General features: G+C 51.2%; 13 protein-coding genes. 6 read left to right on the top strand and 7 right to left on the bottom strand.

The annotated features are described in order from the left end of the window. Positions 1–822 precede the first annotated feature (822 nt). Both abiEi and soil367_RS16810 read left to right on the top strand, forming a co-directional pair. On the top strand, positions 823–1,383 hold the full coding sequence (gene abiEi / locus soil367_RS16805; protein ID WP_136550183.1) for a type IV toxin-antitoxin system AbiEi family antitoxin: 561 nt from the start codon (positions 823–825) through the stop codon (positions 1,381–1,383). Then, the gene (locus tag soil367_RS16810) at positions 1,370–2,278 is read left to right on the top strand and encodes a nucleotidyl transferase AbiEii/AbiGii toxin family protein (protein ID WP_136550184.1); all 909 of its coding nucleotides are present in this window, start codon (positions 1,370–1,372) and stop codon (positions 2,276–2,278) included. Before abiEi ends, soil367_RS16810 begins: the two co-directional genes overlap by 14 nt. A 964-nt stretch (positions 2,279–3,242) precedes the next feature. Here the strand turns inward: soil367_RS16810 and soil367_RS16815 are convergent. Then, positions 3,243–4,511, bottom strand: a complete 1,269-nt coding sequence (locus soil367_RS16815; RefSeq protein WP_136550185.1) for a hypothetical protein — start codon at positions 4,509–4,511, stop codon at positions 3,243–3,245. Between the two features lie 329 nt (positions 4,512–4,840). On the opposite strand from soil367_RS16815, the gene soil367_RS16820 reads away from it, so the two are divergent. Continuing rightward, positions 4,841–7,411, top strand: a complete 2,571-nt coding sequence (locus soil367_RS16820; RefSeq protein WP_136550186.1) for a DNA phosphorothioation-associated putative methyltransferase — start codon at positions 4,841–4,843, stop codon at positions 7,409–7,411. An 89-nt stretch (positions 7,412–7,500) separates the two neighbouring features. Here the strand turns inward: soil367_RS16820 and soil367_RS16825 are convergent, their stop codons facing one another. Further along, a complete protein-coding gene (locus soil367_RS16825; protein ID WP_136550187.1) occupies positions 7,501–8,658 on the bottom strand; it encodes a cysteine desulfurase family protein in 1,158 nt (385 codons plus the stop codon). 108 nt (positions 8,659–8,766) lie between these two features. Between soil367_RS16825 and soil367_RS16830 the strand changes: the two genes are divergently transcribed. The 3 genes from soil367_RS16830 to soil367_RS16840 are packed head-to-tail and all read left to right on the top strand — an operon-like array spanning position 8,767 to position 13,947. Beyond that, positions 8,767–9,726, top strand: coding sequence for a DUF4007 family protein (locus tag soil367_RS16830; RefSeq protein ID WP_136550188.1), 960 nt, complete (start codon positions 8,767–8,769; stop codon positions 9,724–9,726). Next, positions 9,726–13,124: a DUF6079 family protein gene (locus soil367_RS16835; RefSeq protein WP_136550189.1), complete on the top strand. Its 3,399-nt coding sequence runs from the start codon at positions 9,726–9,728 to the stop codon at positions 13,122–13,124. The genes soil367_RS16830 and soil367_RS16835 overlap by 1 nt, the downstream gene beginning before the upstream one ends. Next, complete coding sequence (locus soil367_RS16840) at positions 13,111–13,947, top strand: phosphoadenosine phosphosulfate reductase family protein (protein ID WP_136550190.1); 837 nt, start codon at positions 13,111–13,113, stop codon at positions 13,945–13,947. The genes soil367_RS16835 and soil367_RS16840 overlap by 14 nt, the downstream gene beginning before the upstream one ends. Positions 13,948–13,996: 49 nt before the next feature. On the opposite strand, the gene soil367_RS16845 is transcribed toward soil367_RS16840, so the two are convergent. The 5 genes from soil367_RS16845 to soil367_RS16865 all read right to left on the bottom strand — a co-directional run bounded on the left by soil367_RS16845 (position 13,997) and on the right by soil367_RS16865 (position 22,757). Beyond that, positions 13,997–15,790, bottom strand: a complete 1,794-nt coding sequence (locus tag soil367_RS16845; RefSeq protein WP_136550191.1) for a DNA sulfur modification protein DndB — start codon at positions 15,788–15,790, stop codon at positions 13,997–13,999. Then, positions 15,777–16,442, bottom strand: a complete 666-nt coding sequence (locus soil367_RS16850; protein WP_136550192.1) for a hypothetical protein — start codon at positions 16,440–16,442, stop codon at positions 15,777–15,779. Before soil367_RS16850 ends, soil367_RS16845 begins: the two co-directional genes overlap by 14 nt. 49 nt (positions 16,443–16,491) lie before the next feature. Further along, entirely contained in the window at positions 16,492–18,285 is a 1,794-nt protein-coding gene (locus tag soil367_RS16855; protein WP_136550193.1) for an ATP-binding protein, read from the bottom strand. Between the two features lie 16 nt (positions 18,286–18,301). Next, on the bottom strand, positions 18,302–19,921 hold the full coding sequence (locus soil367_RS16860; protein ID WP_136550194.1) for a DEAD/DEAH box helicase: 1,620 nt from the start codon (positions 19,919–19,921) through the stop codon (positions 18,302–18,304). Between the two features lie 1,132 nt (positions 19,922–21,053). After that, positions 21,054–22,757 (bottom strand): sensor domain-containing diguanylate cyclase, encoded by a 1,704-nt coding sequence (locus soil367_RS16865; protein ID WP_136550195.1) that lies wholly within the window; start codon positions 22,755–22,757, stop codon positions 21,054–21,056. Between the last annotated feature and the right edge of the window lie 79 nt (positions 22,758–22,836).

Here is a 22,836-nt window from a genome sequence, read left to right on the forward strand (position 1 = left end):
CCCTCCGGAGGCAGAGGTCAGAGGTTCGAATCCTCTCGGGCGGGCCATCTCCATTAAAAAAGCCCACCACGCGTGGGCTTTTTTAATGGACAAAGGCTTGCTCGAGGGCAGATGAGAACCTCTCGTTCGACAAATTGCGCAGCAATTTGGACGCCGGAGCGCAGCGACGGCGGGGCAAAGCCCCGAAGATCGCCCCAAGGCGATCTGAGTCAATCCTCCGGGCGAAATTCCACTCTCAGCTCGGCCAAAGCCCACCACGCGTGGGCTTTTTTAATGGTCGGTGGTCTGCTCGAGGGCAGATGAGAACCTCTCGTTCGACAAATTGCGCAGCAATTTGGACGCCGGAGCGCAGCGACGGCGGGGCAAAGCCCCGAAGATCGCCCCAAGGCGATCTGAGTCAATCCTCCGGGCGGAAGTCCACTCTCAGCTCGGCCAAAGCCCACCACGCGTGGGCTTTTTTAATGGACAAGGGCTTGCTCGAGGGCAGATGAGAACCTCTCGTTCGACAAATTGCACAGCAATTTGGACGCCGGAGCGCAGCGACGGCGGGGCAAAGCCCCGAAGATCGCCCCAAGGCGATCTGAGTCAATCCTCCGGGCGGAAGCCAACTCTCCGCTCAGCCAAAGCCCACCCTACGTGGGCTTTTTTAATGGCCGGTGGTCTGCTCGAGGGCTCGATGAGAACCTCCGTTCGACCCGAAGCCTACGTTCGCCGGCCAAGAGCGCGCCTTTTCTATATGCTTACGCACTCTCTTTCGCGATTCTCTGGTGCTGACCAGCTCTTCGTTTTGTTATGATATAAGCAACAAAGCGAGGACCAGACATGCAGCCGCTAAATCAACTGGAACACTGGCTCATACGACCTGAGGCTCGGCAGAACACTGGCCTCTATCATGTCAGTGATTTTCGATCCCTCTTCCCTGGTATGAGCCCAAACGCATACAGAGCAGTAATTCACCGCGCTGAACGCAGAGGACTTTTGGAGCGAGTCTGCCAGGGGGTCTATCAATTTACCGGCGCCCCCGATGCCAGTGGCCGGATTCTGTTCCATGCGGCCGCGCTCATGCGGGCCCGCCACTTCAACTACATTAGCCTGGAAACGGTGCTTAGCGACGCCGGAGTGATATCACAGGTGCCCATGGGGTGGATCACACTGGTCAGCACGGGCCGCACGGCGACCGTGAGTTGCGGTCGCTACGGGACGATTGAGTTTATTCATACAGAGCGATCGATGGCTGATATTGCGGGCCAGCTTACCTATGACCACGACTGCCACCTTTTCCGAGCTAGTGTTGATCTGGCAGTTGACGATATGCGCCGCTTCAACCGGAAAGCGACGGCTGATCTGATTCTGCCCCAGGAGCCTGCCGATGAGCACCTTTGATACTTTGGTTAGCCAAGCCCTTCGGAACCAGAGTTCCTTCAGCGCCCTGCGAAACGTCGTGGAAAAAGAAATCCTTCATCATGACATTATGAGGGAGCTCAACCAGGCAGGTTTGCTTCAACAACTGACCTTCATCGGGGGCACCTGCCTTCGCGCCTGTTATAACTCAAACAGGCTGAGCGAGGATCTGGACTTCACCGGTGGCGCCAACTTTAAAAAGTCTGACCTTGAGGCGCTGAAGCGGACGCTGGAGTCACGACTACAGGAGAAATACGGCGTTCCCATAACAGTCACCGAACCAAAAGCTGAAAGACAGGGCAACGTCGATACCTGGAAGCTCCAAGTGAACACCCAGCCTGAGCGATCGGACATGCCGGCCCAGCGGATAAATTTGGATATCTGCTCCGTGCCGAGCTACCAGGTTGTTCCTCAGACATTACGCAACCACTATGGGGTAAACCTCGGTACCGACAACCTCATCATCAACGCCCAATCCCGCGAGGAAATATTCGCCGACAAACTGATTGCGTTCGCGATGCGCCGTGGACGGCTAAAGCACCGGGACCTTTGGGATATTGGCTGGCTGACCCAGAACCGAGTCAAGCCTGCTTACGAGCTGTTAGAAGCCAAGTTGGCAGACCATGGCGAGTCTGTGGCGGAGTATCAGGAAAACTCTGACGCGAGGCTTAATCAACTGACAAATGATCACCAGCTGCAGGCTGGGTTTACTTTTGAGATGAGGCGGTTCCTGCCGCCACAAACTTTGGAGCAGACAGTAAATCAAGCGGGCTTCTGGCCCTATCTGGTTTACACAGTGACCGAAAACATTAAGCACGCTCAAGAACGGTTGGATAAGTCGACGGACGAGCCCGCTGGGCCCGATTTTCAGATGTAGGCGGCTTTCAGCCTGGTATTCATTCGATCCATCTAAACCATTACACATTCCTCATGGTAATGAGCTAATCCTCACCTTGTCTAATCAGGTAGAGCCCACAAAACAAGTGGCGCTTTTTGCCTTGCTCTCAATCACGCCCGTGCGGACGTCACAAGAGGCTTCGAGGACAGGGCTACGACGTAAAAATCGAATCATCTGAAGCCAAGGGACTGACTTACGCGCGGTCGAACGGGACCACTTGCTGAGAGTGGAAGCCGAACACATTCCGACACCTGAAAATCTAACGGCAGCAGGTCAAAATTAGTCTGAAACTAGCTCAATAAAAAAAGGCCCCCGATTTTAAAGAGGGCCTAACCACTCCAAGACACCACACCTCGGAAACTTTTTTCAACCCTTCTAATGCATGGCACTCAAGCTCTTTCCCGGAAACCAAATTCACGCTGCCTCTCTAGGCCTAGACCACGAGAAGAACAGACCGCCGGTAGTTTGTCGGGCCTCGCAGTTCCTACGTGACTGCCCGACTATACGAATCAGCTCAACGAGCGGTTCAGCCTGAGGCGGACCATCGACGTCATCCTCTGCCAGAGGCGCAACATCGTCCTCAGCCATGAGCCCTTCTGGGCTGGAGTTGGGACCGTCGCGGTATGCTTGGCGGTAGTCGCATACGAGTCCTCAGTAATCTCTAGCGATGCTTTCGTGATAAGACTCGGGCTGGTCTTAGTCACGGGATCACTCATTCGGACACAAAATCCGCGATCAAGGTACCGAGCTATCTGCTCGACCGACCTGACAAATACATAGTCTTTCTTGAATCTCGTTCTGCTGACGACATAGCGCCCGTCTGCATGCCTATGAGGCGTGCAGACTGTGCCGGCTCTTTTTCCTGATGGGATGGTATATGTGATCTTCATTGTGTTTCCTTTACCCAGCTCGTTAGTACGGCAATTCATTTTTGAAACCATGCTCAAGTAAGCGGTGAGATCTTAAGCCCTGAAAATATGTGCTCTAGATCTTCGTAAGTTTTGACTGTCACTTTGTTCAGGGGAGCTCTGGCTAATTCCCGGTACTTACCCAAACCGCTATGCCGCCCGGTGTTTCGCCCCTGTGCTTCGGGAGAAGGATAGAACCTGGCCTGAAGACGCCTATCAAAAGCGACCTGCGCAGGCAGCCACAGAAACTGGGTCTGACCATCATGCTGATGCGTAAACGTAACTCCGCCTTTTATACGGTAACCATCCATTTTCTTATTCGGCTTAGTCTGAGCCGGGTGTCTCTCAATGTCCGGCTCTCCGTCAAAGAACTTACGCATCCCTTCGGCCGTAACTGAAAGTTCAAGAGACGGTTTTTCAGGAGGCAGCACAATCTCCTCCATGGAACGAAGGACCTTTCGACGACTCGAATCGCATGCCAGGCGGTCAGCATGTTCGTAAAGCCACTTGGCGCTTACCTTCAAATGCCTTGCCAACGCCTGAGCGTTACTAGGCGTGACCCATTCCGTGCGCCTTTCTTCTATGGACCCGCAGTCCAGCGCCCTTTCAAAATCCTGACGTAATTCTGGCGAGACCGCGTTCACGAGAATACGATTATCACCGCCTAGCTTTACTATTTGACCGCTCATCCACCCCATTAACGCATCAATAGTGTGCGGCTCCCAGGTTGGCTCGAACGGAGAGGGCGGGAAACGCTTTAGCGGTTTATAACGACCTTTATGGTTCAGCCAGCGCCGAGCATCTTCTCTTGTTACATGTCCACCCTGCATTTGAGGCAGGTGGGCGTCCCCTTCAGCAAACCCGGCCGCTCGCACAGTCTCTTCCGCAAAATCACCTAGCAATGCAACTTGCGTACGCGTCAGTGCTTCGCCTTCGTAACCAAACTCTAATGTAAGGCGGGCTCTGTGCAGCTCAGCCAGCTCAAGCAGCTCAAGCCGCTCACTGCGCGACGAGATCGCAACCCTTCCTGCGTCGAAGTCTAGAAAGGCATCTAGCGCTTCCTCGTCCTCTCGCTCCCTTCCGACTTCTTCCGCCATCACGGCGAAGGCGAAGACACGCTCGAGCAGCTCCTGGATGGCAAATTTTGTCCTTACCTCGCCGTCTGGCCCTCTAGTGCGATACCCGTCGAGATCCAGCGCAACCTCTTTACGGTCGTCCCCAAGTGCCAAGTTCAGCAAACCTGAGACTTCCGAGCCTATAAAATCGTCAGCTATTCTTCGAAGATCTTCTTGTGTAATATCCATGCTCATTCTCGTTATAGTTTTTTGGCAGCCATTTAACTTTGAGCCAACGGAGCCTCGCTGTCAATGTTTTTTGGCAACCAAAACACTTCGTGAGAATGCCAGCTAAGCTTATACTCGGGCCGCTAGCCGGCAGAGCTCCTGATACATTCTCTTTAGCTGCATCGAAGAAGATGAGCAGGCCGTTTGTTTAAGGTGCCGTCCGGCAGCCGCTACTGATCACCTCGGCTTTGGCCCGCTCATTTGCCGCGCATCACAACACGCCTTTTGAACATTAGGGACCGCACGGCGTTTTTAGTACTCTTCAACAACAAGATAGCGAGCGGTTACTCATGCAAAAAATCGGCAAGCATGTAGCACGTCATCAGTATCTCCACATATGCCTCCGCCCAGAGTTGGACGAAACCGACCAGCGCTTGATAGAGGCGGCCGCCCGCCAGGCATCGGTAACCCCGGGCGACCACTTTAATGTTATAAAGCTAGCTGAGGACCGGCGCAGCCTCACGCTGCTCGATTACCCAGGCTTCTTCGAAGAAGCTTTCCCCATCCTCCGCCGCTATTGGACTGTTGACCTCAAAACCGAACAGCATCGTTTTCGAACCTATGAGGACTCCAATAACCCGCCCATTCTCCACCGCAAAGAACTGTTACTCCCCAAAATCCACGAAAGCTTTTCGCAGTATGCCGAGCTCACGAAATCAGCTGAAGACATTGGGTTATTCGACGATCCTAATCGCATCGGTTTCTTACGAGCATGGGAAGCGCTATTGCAGCAGAAGGGCTTTCGCGTCGTTGGCCACGATCTAGTGCCCGTCGGTAACGCAGAGGAGACCTTACAAGCTGAATGCGTACGGCCACCGAATGGAGAAACTGTGGCACGACACCTTACCGCCCTCACCCGCTACGGCTTGTCGGCGCCTATGCAAACCCTAGCGCGCTTCGGGTACCTAGATGGCTCAAAGACCATCTTTGACTACGGGTGCGGTAAAGGCGGTGACCTCGAAACGCTCAGAGAAAATAACCTTATGGTTTGGGGCTGGGATCCTTATTACGCCCCTGAAAACGAAAAGCGGTCGGCACACATCGTCAATCTCGGCTTCGTGATTAATGTGATTGAGAATTTCGAAGAAAGGATCCAAGCACTGGTAGGGGCCTATGAGTTAGCCGATCAGCTCCTGGTAGTTTCTGCGATGATTGCGAACCAGGAAGCCATGAAAGGCAAGCCCTATGGAGACGGCGTCCTAACTTCCAGGAACACGTTCCAGAAGTACTTTACACAGTCGGAGCTGAGTCATTTCCTTGCAGAAACGCTCGGTGAAGAACCCGTAGCTGTAGCACCTGGCGTCTTCTATGTATTCAAAGATAAAGACGCAGAACAGCGCTTTATGTATAACCGGTTTGCACACAGACGACCGTCCAGCTTACGAATCAGAAGATCTGCGCGGGAGCATCGCCCAAGAGCCCAGGTTGACCGCGTGCAGGAGAAGTACGCGAAGCACGGCGAGCTTCTAGAACCGCTCTGGCAGTTGTGGCTACAACTTGGCCGTAAGCCGGAGCGCAGCGAAGTCGATCTCCTGTCGATCACTCAAGGCCTCGGGTCTCTGCCAGCAGCACTCCGCCTGATCGCAAGTTACAAAGGAGAAGGAGCTGAAGCTCTACTGGAGGACGCCCGAAAAAAGCGCATCGACGACCTACGTGTTTATTTTGCACAGCTCCAATTCGAGCGGCGAAAGGTCTACCGGCACCTTGACCCCAGCCTTAAAAACGACATCAAAACCTTTTTCGGCAGTTTGAAAGACGCAATGCTCGAAGGCCAGCAGCTTCTGTTCGATTTGAGCCAGGCGGAGAAGATTAATCTTGCATGCCAGCAAGCCGCAGAACATGGCCTTGGCTGGCTGGACGAGAGCCATTCCTTACAGCTACACACCAGCCTTGTTGAACAGCTTCCCCCTGTTCTACGGAGCTATGTCAGCTGTGGCACCCTTCTTTACGGTGACATTTCTAGCGCCGATCTCATAAAGATCCATATCCGATCAGGCAAACTAACCCTGATGAAATTCGACGACTTTGTAGGCAAAGCGCTACCGCGAATGCTCGAGCGAGTCAAAATTAACCTGCGCACGCAGAAGCTCGATTTCTTCGACTATGGGGAGCTATACACGCCGCCCTACCTCTACCTGAAATCAAGATTTATAAACGAGGAATTCCCGCACTTCGGTGAGCAACAAGCATTCGACGAGAAACTCGAAACACTCAACCTTTTTGACTTTAGTGAGCACGGTCCGGAGGTCGATGTGTTCGATGCACAACTGGAGGCGCGCCGCTACCAAGTCAATGGATTCGAGCTAGAGCGCAGCCGAACCATCCCCAATATTGACGCCGCGTGCGGGCAGTTTTTGACCTATCGCGACCTCATTGAGTGCGGGGAGACTCAGACTGCCAGCCGCATGCAAAATTTCCCGACACAGCCAGCTACCTACACGGCACTGCTCGACTTAGCCGCCGAGCTACTGGACCCGATCATTGATTATTTCGGAATGATTAAGCTTACCTTTGGATTCTGCTCTCCCGCTTTAGCGAAGAACATAAAAGGAAGGATCGCACCCAAACTAGACCAGCACGCAGCACATGAGCGTAATCGGCTAGGGAAACCGATCTGTGACAGAAAAGGGGCTGCAGTTGATTTCGTGATAGAAGACGAAGATATGGTCGAGGTTAGTAAATGGATTGCCGAGAACCTCAGGTTTGATCGAATGTATGTCTACGGGGTAAATCAGCCCCTCCACCTGAGCTTTAGCGACGCCCCCAAAGCGCAGATAACTCTAATGACGCCTGATAAGAAGGGAGTTCGGCTTATTCCCAAAACAGTAGGTCTCGAAAGTTACTTAGAAGCTGACTCTTGAACCAAGCTTTAGCTGCAGCTTTTTACCGCTTCTCTGACAGCTCCAAGCGCGCAGGTGGAGCCTCTCGCCTCTCATGGCGACGGGGTCGCTCAAATCAATGAGGCAATCTTTGCAGCAAGCAATTTCACCGCGTCATCTACCTGCTGCTCATCGCTGAATCTCCCCAGGCTGAATCGAATAGAGCTTGCTGCGCGTTCCCTATCGAGCCCGATGGCTTGGAGGACGTAGGATTGGTCAATTGTCCCGCTATTACACGCCGACCCTGTAGATGCACACAAATGCGGCTGCAGAGACGTCAATAACCAATGGGCATCGACGCCGGCGAACTGAATGCTCAAATTCCCAGGGTGAGCGCGGGCGTCAGTTGAGCCGTTTACCTCGTAACGAACACCAGCAGCCGAAAGCCCTTCGAAAAATCGAACCTTGAGCCCTCTAAGTCGGGCACGCTCTCCGACTGCCTCTTCCATCATAATCTCAGCCGCCCTTCCGAAACCCACGCATAGTGGAGTTGGCAAAGTGCCTGACCGGAGTCCGCCCTGCTGCCCCCCGCCGTGAATCAGAGGGGGAAAACTCGACTGCAGCTCTGAGCGCACGTAAAGCGCGCCAACCCCTTTCGGCCCATAGATCTTGTGCGCTGAAAGGCTAAGGAAATCCACGCCTAAACTAGCCACATCCAGGTCTATCGCTACAGGCGCCTGCGCTGCATCGCAATGAAACAGAGCACCATACTCATGAGCGAGTGCGGCGAGCATGGAAATATCCTGGATGGAGCCAATCTCATTGTTTACCGCCATAATCGCCACTAGCAGAACATCCTCGTCTAACAGGTGCCTATAGGCATCCTGGTCTATTCGACCGTCCGCATGCACGGGAACGACCTCAAGCGTCAAGCCGAATTCGTCTGCCACCGTTTCTGCGGTAGCAAGAACGCACTTATGCTCGGTCGCAGCGACAACTAACTTTCTACGTCTACTACGGTTGGCTTTCGCCACGGCAGATAGCACATGGTTATTGGATTCCGTTGCGCCAGAGGTAAAGACTATTTCTTCAGAATTTGCCCCGATAAGGAAGGCAATTTTGCCACGCGCGATCTCTACAGCTCGATCTGCACTCCATCCCAAAGCATGATCAGATGAGTGGGGGTTCCCAAAAAAACGTGTAAAATGCGGCAGCATTTCCTCAAGAACACGCTCATCCACGGGCGTAGTCGCCTGATAGTCCATGTAAATAGAATTTTCTACCCGCAAGAAGCCACCTCACTCTCAAATTTGGAACTGGAGGATGCCTCCAGTTGCATTGACGTTAACGGCGTCTCCCGCTACTGTCTAGACTGGAGACTCGATCCAGGGGAAAAAATGTTTAACAGTCCACTCCACCAACCTAACTATCCGCCGCAGTTCTCAGGTCATGAAACATTCCCGATGCGCTATGGGTGGTTAAAAAAAGCATTTGACGCGGTAGCCGAGTCACAGCAATCGCCACAAGAGCACTCGGTTTTTCACGATGCTAGCGCGATTGCGAGATTTGGGGTGGGTAAAAATATGGTTGCAGCAATGCGCCATTGGGCCACGCAGTGCGGGGTCATTAAAAACGGAGGCAAGGGAAACCAAGCGGCTACGACGAGCCTAGGAGAGAAGATTTTCTCAGATGATGGGCTAGACCCCTATATGGAGAACCCCTCTACACTTTGGCTGCTGCACTGGAACTTAGCTTCGAATCATAAGCTTACTACCTGGTACTGGGTCTTCAGTCACTTTCCCAACACTAGCTTTGATCGCGAAAACATAGTTCTGGCCTTGGAAAAGGTAGGGAATGAACGGAACTGGAGCCGCATGTCGCTTGCCACCATAAAGCGCGATGTAGAGTGCTTTGTCCGTACATATGCCGCAAAACCCGCTTCAAAAAAACAAACTCATGAAGACACGATGGAATCTCCTCTCACCGAGTTAAGTCTTATCAAAGCCATAGGTAAAAAGGATGGGTTTCGTCTCATTCGCGGCCCGAAAGCAACGCTCGGTGACGGCGTGTTTACCTACGCTGTGCTTCAGTTTTGGCAGAACTATTCTGGCGCCAACACTATCTCATTGGAGGCATTAGCTCACCAACCGGGCTCGCCCGGCAAGGTCTTCCAGCTCAACGAAGAAGAGCTAACTGATCGCTTGTCTAGAATCGAATCTTCCAGCGATGGCAGCTTAAGGTGGTCTGAAACGGCTGGGCTCAAGCAGTTGGTTAAGTCCAAGGAACACTCAGAGCAAGAGATTTTGGAGATCATTAACAGAGACTACCAAGAGACTGCTGGAGAAAAGGCCGCCTAATGTACCTTTCAGAAACAGTTTACGTCGGCAGGCGCTTTCAACGCTCCATCCGAATCGACACCGATCTCCGTGATCCCGATGCGCTCACTGGCTTCATATGCCCGGAATCTTCAGCGGCCGTCCTTACCTCAATGGCGAACCATATTGTAGAGAGCGGCCAAGCGGCGTTCACCTGGACGGGACCGTATGGGAGCGGGAAATCCAGCCTAGTCATCGCCCTAAGCGCCCTGACCGATCAGAGCAAAAGCCGACGCGAGCAAGCTCGGAAAGCGGTCGGTGAAAAAGCCGCTAAAACCGTTGCCGAAGCATTCCCTCCTGGTAGGAGTGGCTGGACCACTGTGCCAGTTATTGGGCAGCGTGCTGCAGCAGCGAAAGTAATCGGCGACGCTCTGGTCGAGAACGGCCTCGCCTATATTGCTCCAGAGGGGGGCTGGAACGATACAAACGTGTTGCAGAGCCTGCTGGATGCTGCGCAGAGCATGCCGGGTAAGGCTGGCCTCATCCTTTTTATTGATGAGATGGGTAAGTTTCTCGAGGCGGCCGCCAGAGACGGGGCAGACCTATATCTGTTTCAACAACTGGCCGAAGCTGCGTCCCGATCGAACGGCAAACTCATCGTCATCGGCATCCTCCATCAGGCGTTTGCGGAATACTCAAACAGGTTATCGAGGGACGCACGTGATGAATGGACCAAAATTCAAGGTCGCTTTATTGACCTAGCGGTAAACGCGGCTGGAGAGGAACAGCTAGACCTTTTGGCTCGAGCAATTCAGTCTAGCCACCCAGCATCGCCCCCAAGTGTTGCTGCGAAAGCCGTTGCAGAAACAATCCAGCAACACAAAGCCGGCGTTGGCCAAAATTTGGCTACCTTGCTAGAAGATACTTGGCCGCTCCATCCCGTTGTCGCGGCACTTCTAGGACCAATTTCTCGCCGACGGTTTGGCCAAAACCAGAGAAGTCTTTTTGGCTTTTTGAATTCCGCGGAGCCTGAAGGGTTTCAGGATTACCTTCGAGGCGCTACAGGCGACGTGAGGTACAGTCCTGCACGGCTATGGGACTATCTGCGAGTCAACCTAGAACCTTCCATAATTGCCTCGCCTGACGGCCATCGCTGGGCTATGGCCGCGGAAGCGCTAGACCGATGTGAAGCGAATGGAGGCTCGGCGCTTCATATCCAACTTCTGAAGACTATCGCTCTACTAGACCTTTTCCGCGAACGCTCCGGTTTGTACCCCAGTCGAAAGCTACTCGCTAGTACCGTCGACGCGGCAGAGCTAGACATTGACAACGCCCTAGAAGATTTAAAGCGCTGGTCTTTCATTATCTATCGGAAGCATTTGTCTGCATTCGCGATTTTTGCCGGTAGCGATTTTAATATTGAAGAAGCGATCGAGAGCTCTCTCCAGGAAGTGCGTGACGTTAATTTTGAAACCCTCCAAAAGATGGCCGGGCTTCAACCGGTTTTGGCTAAGAGGCATTATTTTCGTACCGGCGCTTTAAGATGGTTTGACATCCAACTCGGGTCTTTGACTGTCGTTACATCTACTGCCGTACAGTTCGCCCCTCAGCATGGGACGATAGGCCAATTCTTGTTGACGCTGCCAACACAAGGCGAGGATACAAAAACCGCCAAAGAGCGCTGTAAGGAAGCATCAAAGCGAGCCTCCCGAGAAGGGCTTGACGTGATCGTTGGCATGCCAAGCCAAGCCTGGACCATAATTGATCTCGCTAAGGAGCTCAAAGCTCTTGAAAAGGTCCAGGAGGAGCACTCCGAGCTACAGGGTGACCTGATCGCACGAAGAGAGGTTTCCGGACGCCTAGTTGGGCTCCAAAACCAGCTAGAGAGCGAACTGCAACAGGCGCTTTTGAATGCTACCTGGTTCCGCGGCGGCAAAGAGCTGCCACGGATGAACCTCCGGGGACTCAATAATCTGGCCTCAGAAATTGCTGATGAGCAGTACCCTGACACCCCAGAGCTCCATAATGAGCTCTTGAATAGAACCAAGCCCTCAAGCAGTGCCATAGCGGCACAGAACGCTCTGCTAAAAGCCATGGCAAACAAAAATGGCGAGCCCCGCCTCGGAATTGCCGGTTATCCTGCAGAAGGTGGCTTGTTCGAGTCGTTGCTTGAAAATACGGGGCTGTACGGGGCCACCGAACAAGGTTACGGATTCCAGCGCCCCAATTGGAGGAGGGATTCGGCAAAGCTCAACGAGGTCTGGCGCAGGGCGACACGACACCTGGAAGAGAATTCTGACAGGTCTGTCGCTGTCGACGAGCTGTACGCGATTTGGGAAGAGAAGCCCTTCGGTATCAAACGCGGACTGATGCCGGTGCTTGCCGTCGCCTTCATTCTCTCTCATAGGGAGAATCTTGCCTTCTATCGCGAAGGAATCTTCCAGGCCCATTTTTCTGACTTAGATGTGGATTACCTAGCGCAAGATCCAAAGTCCATACAGGTCCGCTGGATGGACCTCAGCGACATATCCAAGGATCTGTTGTCCGGTCTCGCTGAACTGGTGCGTAAACTCGACCCGAACAATAGGCTGGAACAGCTTGCGCCTATTGATGTGGCCAGAGGCCTGATTGCGATCTTCGACCGCCTCCCGAAGTGGACCAAGCGAACGCAACGGTTATCTGCAAGCGCCATGAGCGTTCGAACTATATTCAAGCATGCTGTCGATCCGAACCAGTTGCTCTTCACAGACTTGCCCGGCGCTTATGAAAAGAACGCCGATATCAAAAAGGCTGAGGTTGTACAAAACGTGATCGCACTTGTCGACGAGACACTGACGGAACTGGTTCAGGCCTACCCCAAAATGCTCGAAAGAATTGCGGGGTCGATGCTTTCCGAACTTCATGTTCCGAGCGACTCGCCCCACGCCCTCGCGGAGCTGCGGGAGCGCGCCGCCAACATCAAGCAAATGTCTGGTGATTTCAGGCTCGATGCTTTTACCAACCGCCTAACGAGCTTCGATGCTACAACGATGGCAATCGAGGGGGTAGGAAGCCTTGCGGCAAACAAACCTCCCAGGGATTGGGTAGACGCAGATCTTGACGCGGCCGCCATCGAAATTGCTGCCTTCTCGCAAAAGTTCATCCGCACCGAAAGTTTTGCGCGCGTACAAGGTAGGAAGGACAAACGTCACTCCATGGCCGTCATCATCAGCCGTGAGGGAAAGCCGACCCCCTTACAAGCGGAGTTCGAGGTTACTGATACTGATAAACCAGCCATCGACGCACTCGTGGCCAAGGTTAGAGACCTTGTAAAGGGCGACCATGCACAGAAGCGAGAGATCGTCCTTGCAGCTCTGGCAGAGCTGAGCAGCGACTACCTCACGACCGAGGAATACAAAGAGCAACTAACGCTTTTGGAGAGTACAGATGTCACAGCCTGAAAAGCACGTATTGGGCATTTCCGGTGGAAAAGACAGTGCGGCACTGGCAATCTACATGCGCCAAAACCATCCCGAGCTCGATATAGACTATTTCTTCACAGATACCGGGAAGGAACTCCCAGAAGTATACGAGTTTCTCGGAAAGCTCGAGGGGTTTTTAGGCAAGCCGATACTCCGCCTGAATCCAGACCGCGACTTTGACTACTGGCTGAAACAATACAACAACTTCCTACCCTCGGCACAGACGCGATGGTGTACTCGGCAATTAAAGCTGAAGCCTTTTGAAGATTGGATCAAGCCGTTTTTGGATGACGGCGTGATGGTTCACAGTTATGTGGCTATTAGAGCGGATGAGCCCTATCGCGAAGGCTACACCACCAGGAATGACAACCTGAAGGTGCTCCTTCCCTTTAGAGAAGCTGGCGTGGACAAACCCGGTGTCACGGAGATTCTTGAGGCCTCCGGTCTTGGCTGGCCGAGATACTACGAGTGGCGCTCAAGAAGCGGCTGTACTTTCTGTTTTTATCAACAGAAGATCGAGTGGGTCCGCCTTAAAGAAAGGCATCCTGACGCATTTGAGGAAGCCATAACCTATGAGAAAACGGCCGTTGAAAACGGCTCCCCCTTCACTTGGAGTGAAGGGGAGTCCCTGAATGAACTCACTCAACCTGATCGTGTCCGCCAAATCAAAGAAGACCATGACCGCCGAGTTCTTCGCTTAAAAGCTCGAAAGAAAGCGAACCCTCTTCGACCAGACGATGATGCTATCGATATGGATGATCTCTATGGCCAACCCAAATTTTGTGTGACTTGCCACAAATAGTAAGGCTATTTCGGGCAGAGTGGTAAACCGCATTATTCCTGAAACAACGCTAAGCTAGCAAAAGCTTGTTTAGCTTCTTTTCGAGCCTCTTAATTTGTTTCTGAGCAGCAGAGTCCGCTCTACGGTTTACCTCCTCAGTAATCTCGTTGTTCGGTCGACCTACGTAATCCTCTTTTACTCCGGGTCTTAAATCGCGTCTGTATCCTGCAACCATCGTTTTAAAAACTCTATCCCGCAACTCCTCAAGCTCATAATATTCACGTTCGGCAGAAATAAACAAACAAGCGTAGCCAACAGCGGCACCCAGGCCCTTTTTAACTTGGTCAACCTTATAGTTGATAATCGAGCCTGAAGAATCAAGAGCAACATTGTTTGTCAACTCATAGGAAAGAAGAACATTTTCTCTAAACAAATGATTAAATGACTTCTCAAACTTTTTCGCGAGATCCAACCAAGGCTCGACCGTCACGTATTGCGTATAAACATCGCTGAATTCGCAAAAACCTGAGAAGATAGCCCTTAACCCAACAACCCGAGAGTAAATATTTCCCATCTCTCTCTTCTTCTCGCCACAAGATTTAAGAAATTCATGCTTTCTCTCGCGGACCTTTGTTTCCATGTTTTCCGGCGCATAATCGGAACCGTAAACTATTCTCGACCAGGCGTGTTTTTCAACGTCATTCTTCAAGCCGTTCTCTATATCCGTCAAATACTCGATATAAGAAGCCACAGGCTCGATTTTATACAAAATGTAAAAAACAGCCGGCAGGACCGTTTCCCGGTATCTTGAGCGGAATGCTTCTCTCAACTCGACTGGAGGGCTATCGAGCGGGGGAGGAGTTGCCTGCTCATTCCATAATACTGCTCTTTCTTGATCATTGGTAAGCTTGAACTCTGAGCTTGAGTCTGCATCCTCACCAATTAGGTAGCCTTTTATTATATCTTCAAGCTCGTCAACCCCGACCAGGTAGGTCGTCCCCGCCTCTGAAGGCTCATCCCGATAATCCCTCCAGTTAAAGAACGCTAGCGGGATTCCTTGGCTCCTTGCGGAGTCTAGCACTTCCTGCGTCGCTACAGCAGTTACACTGTAATCGTTGAGCAAGATTGTTCTAGAGCGAGTCGGTTGTTTCGCTTGCTTGTTGATAGTCACGAAAATCCCGCGCGTTTTTTCTAACAGACCTTCTGTGCTATGAATTTGTGAACTGTGACCAAGCGTTACAAGTACAATTGGGATTTTCCAGGATTTAAATCCCACCTTACCTAAAGCTTCATCACTTGGGTTTTGGCGAAAAACCCCGAGCAATCTTTTTAGCGCATATAAGCGATGTTGACCATCAATAGCAATCAGCTTTACTTTCGAAGTATCCCAGTGCAACAGACCATACTTAGTCACGCCGGCATCGTGGGAAACGCGATAAAAGCCGTCCACAGCATATGCATGAGAAAAATTTCTTGAACTGTCGGCGGAGTCAACATCTACATCCTCTTCAACCAGGTCGCTGCAGAGTTGCCCGTGATTGTCGATAGGGAGCACAGCGATAGTTAAAGGGTTGAAGAATTTCACCGTAGAGGGGTCTTTAAAGTAGGGGATGATCTCGTCCTCCACGCGATCCTCATCTATGTCCCTCTGAAACAGCTGCCTAATAGACCATTGCTCGCTACCAGGAATCTCGGACACTAGCCCCAACAGATCAAGCTCATCGGTCCCTAGATTCAGCTGAATAAACTTAACTTTACTCTGCTCATTCCCAAGATGGCCAAATATGCCAAGCAGCTCTTTATCGTACTTTGGCTTAGTATTGGGTTTTTTGACAATTTCTTCCGGCATTTCAACGATCTCCAAATACAGGTCCAATTATATTTTTCAGTATATGTTCAATGGTTGCTATGAGCTCTTTGGTCGAGACGGCACTCTCCGCCTCGTCGGACAGAAAATCAACCGGAAGAGCAGCAAAAACCAGATCGTCGAACCTGACACCTAATTCATTGTCAACGACGTATTTCTCAAAACGGCTCCTAAAATTGTTTTTTTTGAGGCTAGCGGACGCGTGCTGTTCATAGCGTGACGAGAGACTGCCAGCCAACCCTATGTAGAGAGGGTTGGCGAATATAGAGGCTAACGAAATCACTTGCCTTATAGCCTTAAAGTCGTCATCCGCGAGAGTTTTCCGTAGTAGTTCCCATCTTTCCTCGTAGCTGCGGTCTCTCCTGTAGTCGGTCGTGACCGTCACTTCGGAAAAAAATTTCTTCCACTGAATCTCATTCGTGCTTCTTAAAGTGATAGAGCTGCGGACCCCAGAGTCATAGATAGAAAAGCTCTTGTGCCTTCTTATCTCATGATCTAAATCGGAGCCCTTAGCGTCAATAGGCAAGAACCATCCATAGAGTCCAGGACTATTGGGAATAGAAGCCGCAGTCCTGCCCGTATAAAAGCCTAGTTGCTTGCTGCCCAGATGACGCCAAAGATCTTCAGAAGAATACAGTGGTAAACGCACGACCTACCTCTCATCAATTGTGTATCCTCTAGGATCTAAGATGATATTCTCAGCTCTCATCATCTACCTCAAGGTAATCATCCAGAAGCTGCCCCCAATCTCTCCGCGCCATCTCTAATTGAGCTAAACGTTTTTCACTTGAACACTCACGTTCCATTCTTGCCCATCCAGCCAGACAAATTTCTAAAGCTTCCCTTTGACTATCGGAAACTTGGCTGAGAATCTTTGTATTGAAGACATGCTTAGAGTTTATTTGTAATAATGTAAAACCCTTCTTTGTCGATACGTCAAAGAAAGCTGTTGTGGCCATAGGGATCTCCTCGACCCACACCTGGAGCTGTTTATCTAGTATAGTTCGTGCTTTTTCCTCTACATTGTCCGCACCAATACCCGAGAGTTCATTTTCCAACTCCTCTTTTGAGATAGACGGAGCCTCTGTCGGATGGAGTTGCTCCCGCTTTTTATATTTTTCGTTCGCGGCCTCATTTACAGGTTTTATGTCAACATCAGAATCGCCTGTTATAGCCTTCTCGCTAGCTGCCTTGCCTCTCAAATCGTAAAGGCCAACCCGGCTGATAAGATTGCTCTCCACCTCTTTAATATGACTGACAATCTCATAGATACGGAGCTTTGGATCGTTGTTAGCCAAAAGGTCAGACCTGTATTCTTGCTCAGAGTCAAAACCTTCTCTTTCATAGTCCTCCGAAGGCCTCATCATTCTGAGGTTCACAACATGTTGTTTGTTGTTGGTAACTCCAAAAATATTATCGAGCGCGGGACCGAATTCGATCTGGATCCCGTAGAATCTTGCCCACCCCTTATCCTTTGCTTCAGATTTAATGAACTCAGGAACTAACGCCAATTCGCGCCCTGACCTCATGACCGATATTCCTATATTCTTTGCGCAATGCTTACCCCACTCAGTATGGCCGATAGTACTTCTCGTCGTTTTCCTTATTTCCTCAAGCACCGACCTTTTCAACACACTACCGGTAATCCGAACTAGTTGCTCTGTGCCGTTCTCATCGGGCACTTTGAATTCGTAGTCGCAGTCACTGCATAGCTCAAACATTGACTCCCCCTTAAATTCGCCAGGGAGCTCGGGGAGAGAAGTATTCTTCATCAAATACATTGGGTCATTTGGAAGAAACTTATGTTCCTCTCCGACCACGTGTATCGAGCCCTGCAATTCAGCCGCCCGGAACCAGATTGAGACTTTATCCTTCTTCAGAAAGTTTCGATAAGCCCTTCCAACTATGTCCTGCGTATGCCTATAAATGGAGCTTCCAGTCTTCCATTGGCATCTGTCGATCTTACTCCAAAGCACAAACGTTCCACTCTTGGGTAACGTTTCGCCAAATGCACTAGCTATTGAAGCTGGAATTTCCTTTTTTATCGGCTCGGGTATTTGCTCCAATTGCCCGTCTTTAATCTCATCGATGTCCAAATAAGTGTAATAGGTTTCACTTGGACTTTTCCAACTCCAGACCTCAACATGTTTACATTGAGAAATTGATGAGTTCGGGAGCCCCATGCCGAATTTACCGATACCGAGCCTATCATTACGGTTTTCTGAAGCTCCAAACTCAAGAGCCAAGTGTAGCGTTTCCGGCGTCATCCCTTTGCCATTATCAAGAACCCCAATTTTATCAATTCTTTTAGTGGCTCTCCTCCCATCGCCGCTTGCTTCCTTTTTTACTTCAAACGCAACTAGCTCTACCCTATCAGCTTCTGCTTGAATACTGTTATCTATGAGCTCAGCCAGAGCATGAGCCGCACTCAAAAATCCATTGTCCCGCATTGAGTCAATAGCTACTTGCCCTCTAATGAATGGTCTACTCATACTATTCCTCTTGCCTTTACACCTCTGACCATAAGTTGTCCCAATGCATAAACGCTTGCACTACGCTTCGGAACGCCGGTATATCATCCCTCACAGTGTAAACCGTGCAGTTTTCGTTACCCCCACTCTTCACGCCGCGCATTGCCCTTCCGGCCATCTGAGAGTATTGCACCAGAGAATCGGTCGGCCTTGCGATTACTACAACGTTTGTGTTTGGGGCATCGAAGCCTGCTGTGAGAATATTAAAGTTCACCAAAACCTTTACCCTGCCAGTAAGGTACTCCTTAATCTTGCGTCTTCGAGTTTCGCTAGTATCATTTCTGCTGTCTAGGGAATAAGCTTTAATACCGCTAAACGCAAGCATTGCCGCAAGCTTTCTTGAATGGTCGATATTACACGCAAAGACTATTACTGAACTCCCCTTTTTATACTCGTCACTGAGCACTTCAATTAGCCTTAGATTCCTATTTCCGTCTTCTGACAGTGCATCTCTGATTTCCCGGCTGCGTTTTTGGTCGGCAAGGTCATTGGCAAGCCTTATTTTATTTCCAGAATATTCTATGTTGACAAACGAGGCTTTAGCTAAGTACTGGTGCCTTACCAGGTATGTGATAGGAGATTCGTAACCTGGCATTTTCATGGTTACTTTATTCCCATGGAAGAACTCGGTTAACCTCTCATCTTCGTCCGAATTAAAGTCTAGCTTACGCCCGGGGGTAGCGCTTAACCCTATGAAAAAGGCCTCGTTTTCTACTCCGACCATGTCATTAACGATTTTTGAATAGGTCGGCGCGATCGCTTTATGCGCCTCGTCGAAGACTATTAGCGTTACGTGCTTTCGTAGTTGATCATAAAGGATTTTATAGTCTTTGCTTCCTGATGCAGCATTTAGTTTTTGCAGTCCCGCTACCAAAAACCCTTCTTCCACACCGCCAAGCGAGATATTCGTGTCGGAATAGTAGGAATACAGCTTCAGCTGCCTGTCGCCAAGTTTTGTCCATGCTTTAGTAAACTCATTCGCCGCTTGTTCACATAGTTCAGAGGTATCAGCGAGCCATAATACCAACCCATCTACGTTTGCCCTAAGATGGTCAGCCGCTATGTTCATTGCTGTCCTAGTCTTGCCCGCCCCGGTCGGCAAATGGATCAAACATCGAAAATGCTTTTTACTATTGATCAGGCAGTTTGCCTTTCTAACTATTTCTTTCTGGTATGGGTAGGTAGGGTATAAAGGTGTGATATTTATTATCCCCCTCACGGATGAGCCTTCTTCTTGATCTAGAGTTTGGTCTTCGAAGCCCAGCAGGGAAATAAACCGATTTGGCCACCTATTAGCCAGTCTTATAAGAACATTAAAAATATTTATGCGCGTGTCTTGCCAGGGCTCATATTCATGGTCTGGGATGAGCTGCTTTACGAGGTCCCTCACATTATCTTCGCTCATTCTCTCGATCAGTTTTATTCGCTCTTCGTCTTGCGAGATAAGATCGAAACCGAACTGGGCCTGAACGGCTTTGACCAAATCATCCTTCTCGATATTCCGGCCAATAAGTTGCTCATACTCGATGACGACATCGCTGCCGATCATTGCAGCGAGTTCTCCGAATGAGTAACCTTTTATTATTTCCGAGATCAAGCATTGCTCCTTTCTGGCCTGGTTGCAGACCTAGACGAATTAAATCGGATTTTGCGGCTCGCCTAGCAAGCGGCTATGTAAAACGGGTAGAGGCCGTTAGTTCTAATTCGCGCAAAGCCGGTTGGCAAACGCGATTCCAGCTCGTGTGAGAGCGCCTTTAAGAGGCTTAGCATGCCAACGAGCCATCTTCCGGAATAAAACATATCTAAACAACAGTAAACAATGTTAGCTTCCAGACATCCCTGTATGTAACAACGACTCTCGGATCTTTTTCCGGCTCAGCCGTTCTCCCAAAACACGGCAGTAATGGATTAACTTAGACCCCTGCAATTTGGACATCCTCATTGCATACACAGCCTTAAGCTGCTGGAATCAACTAAAGAAAATCCCCCGAACTCCGTCTATACCGCCGTCAGCTGGGAACTTCATCTTCAACTGTCCTTAGACTCATCATGTTCCATCCTGCCCACGCCAGCTTCAGGTTATTCCCAACATTGCTATTAATCAGACCCAGGCTGTATTCATCGCCTCTAATTAAGCAGGGACCCGCGCCCCAGCCTTCGGTTTCTGTTTTCAGCTTAGCCGTTCTCAGCTTTAGGGCAACCTATTGGTTAATGCTTTCCACGCCGCAGGGCCTTTGCTAAGCGGGCACAGCATCTGTAATTTGCCAGGGAGTTGAGCACATCCCAGCCTTCTTCGAGATCGTCAGCCGTCAGGTTATGGCTGTTTATCAGATTCAAGTCATGCCCGTACCCCACAATCGGTGGGACCCGCGCACCACCTGCCGTCCCTAGTTTTCCGTTGGTTTTAAAAGATATAGGGCTGCGAGCGATTGCGTAAGTATAGAGGCGATTTAAAAAAAATTGCTCCGGAGACCTCTTCTGTCTCACCGTCCCAAGCCAGGTGACGTCCAAAAAAGCCCGAGCCCTACATTGCTAGATGAGGACTGTGTTCACGAGTCCGCGCTCACAGGGGTAGCTAAGGTATAGGGCTCGCTCTGCTCATCGGAGCCGTAACTTTTAATTAGAATAGTGCTCAGTCTCTGGTCTTCCGGGTAATGGCAGACTGTAGCCACGATTGCCGACTAGGGTGAGCCGAAAAAATGTAACTAACTGATCACCCCCAACCCAACTCAACCCCCAGCACCCCCAGAAAAACAAACCCGATTCCGGCCCGAAGTTTTCGCCTCATACAACGCCTTATCAGCTCTATGCACAGCATTCTCCAACGATTCCGCAACGCCATTCACTTCCGTAAGCCCCAGACTGACCGTTACCCGGATGGGCACTCCGCCATCGCCTTCTAAGGTATGTGCTTCAACCGCCTTGCGAATACGCTCTGCGCAACCGTACGCCTCAGCATGATCCGCCCCGGGCAGGAGGACGACGAATTCTTCGCCGCCGAAGCGGGCGACCAGGTCCTGATCCCGGCTGAACTGCCGGAAAATGTCAGCTACATTCGTCAGCACGCGATCACCCACGCCGTGGCCGTGGGTATCGTTGACGGCTTTGAAATGGTCGATATCGACCGCGATGACCGAGAGTGGCCTTCCAGCTGCCCTGGCCTGCTCAACCATATACTCGCCTTCCACCATGAAGTGCCGGCGGTTGTAGAGCCGGGTAAGCGGGTCAGTTGCGGCCTGACGCTTGAGCTCACCCTGCCTGGAGCGGATGTCCTCCAGCACCTTGATGCGGTAGGAGATGATGAAGGCCAGCGTCAGGGCCTCCAGGACGATGCCAATGCCCACACCGTGGCTGTTGATATAGCTCGGCTCTACCAGACCTTTGTAGTAGGCCACAGCCAATCCATTAAAAATGACAAAAAAGGTGTGGCCGACCAGAAAGAACTTCACCAGGGGGTTGCCCTTGCGAAACAGCGAGATGCTGACTGATAAGGTCACCACCATCATCAGTGCCGCAAGACTGCTGGCGGGTTTCAGGGCGGCCGCGATGTCGAACAGCCCATACAGGAACGTCGCCACCAGTAGGGCCAGCATCCCCTGCAGTACGCGGTGTTCCGTTCGGTAGAACTTCCGCGTTTCAAAGATCGCCATCATGAACAGAGTCAGGAAGATGGGCATGGCGATCAACGACAGGTTCAGTACAAAGACCGCGTCGCCATAGGCATTGAATGCGCTGGCGATCAGCCCGTACGAGAGCGCGATCCACACCAGGCCGGAGATCAGATAGAGGGAATAGAAAATGTTCTCTTTTTTGCTGGTGGCGAAGTAAAGAAGCCCGTTGTAGAACACCAATGCCAGCATCATTCCCACCAGCAGCGCGATGTCCAGTTGGCCGCCGGCGAGCGCACGTCGAGACTGTTCGTCGCCGTAGATCTTCAGTGAGAACCATTGGTGCGTATACGCATTGCTGCGCACGTAAAGGAACGTGGTTTCCTCCGCTGGAATTGTGAAGGGGTAAACGACTTTGCCCTGGTATATGAGGGGATGGTCGCTGGCTTCATCAAGGTTTACAGAAGCCTGATCGATGAGCTTTCCATTGCGTTCCTCGAAGACCGAGACCGAACGCACGTGGTAGGCCTTGGGTAGGTGCAGAAAAAGCCGCCTGACGGCGGTGCCGGGATTGTGTAAGGCGACCCGGTACCAGGTCACCGGCGCCTGGGTGCCGAGGGAGGTGGTGCTGGTGGTCGTCTCAAAAGACTGTCTACGGACGGCTTCATAATCCAGCGATTGTGACGGGTCGATAAAATACTCAATCGGGAAATCGGTTAACTCAACTATCTGCGGCTTTACATCGACGACTGCCTGCAATGCATGGGCTGAAGGACTGCCTACCCACAGTAAGAGAAAGCAGAAAAACGTTCCCCAGGCGGTCATATGCGCATCCTTACAGCTGCACAAGGACTATAACCGGAGCTCGCCACCTGCTTGCTAGCCCTCCACGCAGTAGCGCAGC

It is taken from the genome of Hydrocarboniclastica marina (assembly GCF_004851605.1).
Taxonomy (GTDB): domain Bacteria; phylum Pseudomonadota; class Gammaproteobacteria; order Pseudomonadales; family Oleiphilaceae; genus Hydrocarboniclastica; species Hydrocarboniclastica marina.

Excerpts from the sequence above, each read along its gene's own strand:
- abiEi (WP_136550183.1), top strand. The coding sequence starts at position 823 with ATGCAGCCGCTAAATCAACTGGAACACTGGCTCATACGACCTGAGGCT.
- soil367_RS16810 (WP_136550184.1), top strand. The coding sequence starts at position 1,370 with ATGAGCACCTTTGATACTTTGGTTAGCCAAGCCCTTCGGAACCAGAGT.
- soil367_RS16815 (WP_136550185.1), bottom strand. The coding sequence starts at position 4,511 with ATGGATATTACACAAGAAGATCTTCGAAGAATAGCTGACGATTTTATA.
- soil367_RS16820 (WP_136550186.1), top strand. The coding sequence starts at position 4,841 with ATGCAAAAAATCGGCAAGCATGTAGCACGTCATCAGTATCTCCACATA.
- soil367_RS16830 (WP_136550188.1), top strand. The coding sequence starts at position 8,767 with ATGTTTAACAGTCCACTCCACCAACCTAACTATCCGCCGCAGTTCTCA.
- soil367_RS16835 (WP_136550189.1), top strand. The coding sequence starts at position 9,726 with ATGTACCTTTCAGAAACAGTTTACGTCGGCAGGCGCTTTCAACGCTCC.
- soil367_RS16840 (WP_136550190.1), top strand. The coding sequence starts at position 13,111 with ATGTCACAGCCTGAAAAGCACGTATTGGGCATTTCCGGTGGAAAAGAC.
- soil367_RS16855 (WP_136550193.1), bottom strand. The coding sequence starts at position 18,285 with ATGAGTAGACCATTCATTAGAGGGCAAGTAGCTATTGACTCAATGCGG.
- soil367_RS16865 (WP_136550195.1), bottom strand. The coding sequence starts at position 22,757 with ATGACCGCCTGGGGAACGTTTTTCTGCTTTCTCTTACTGTGGGTAGGC.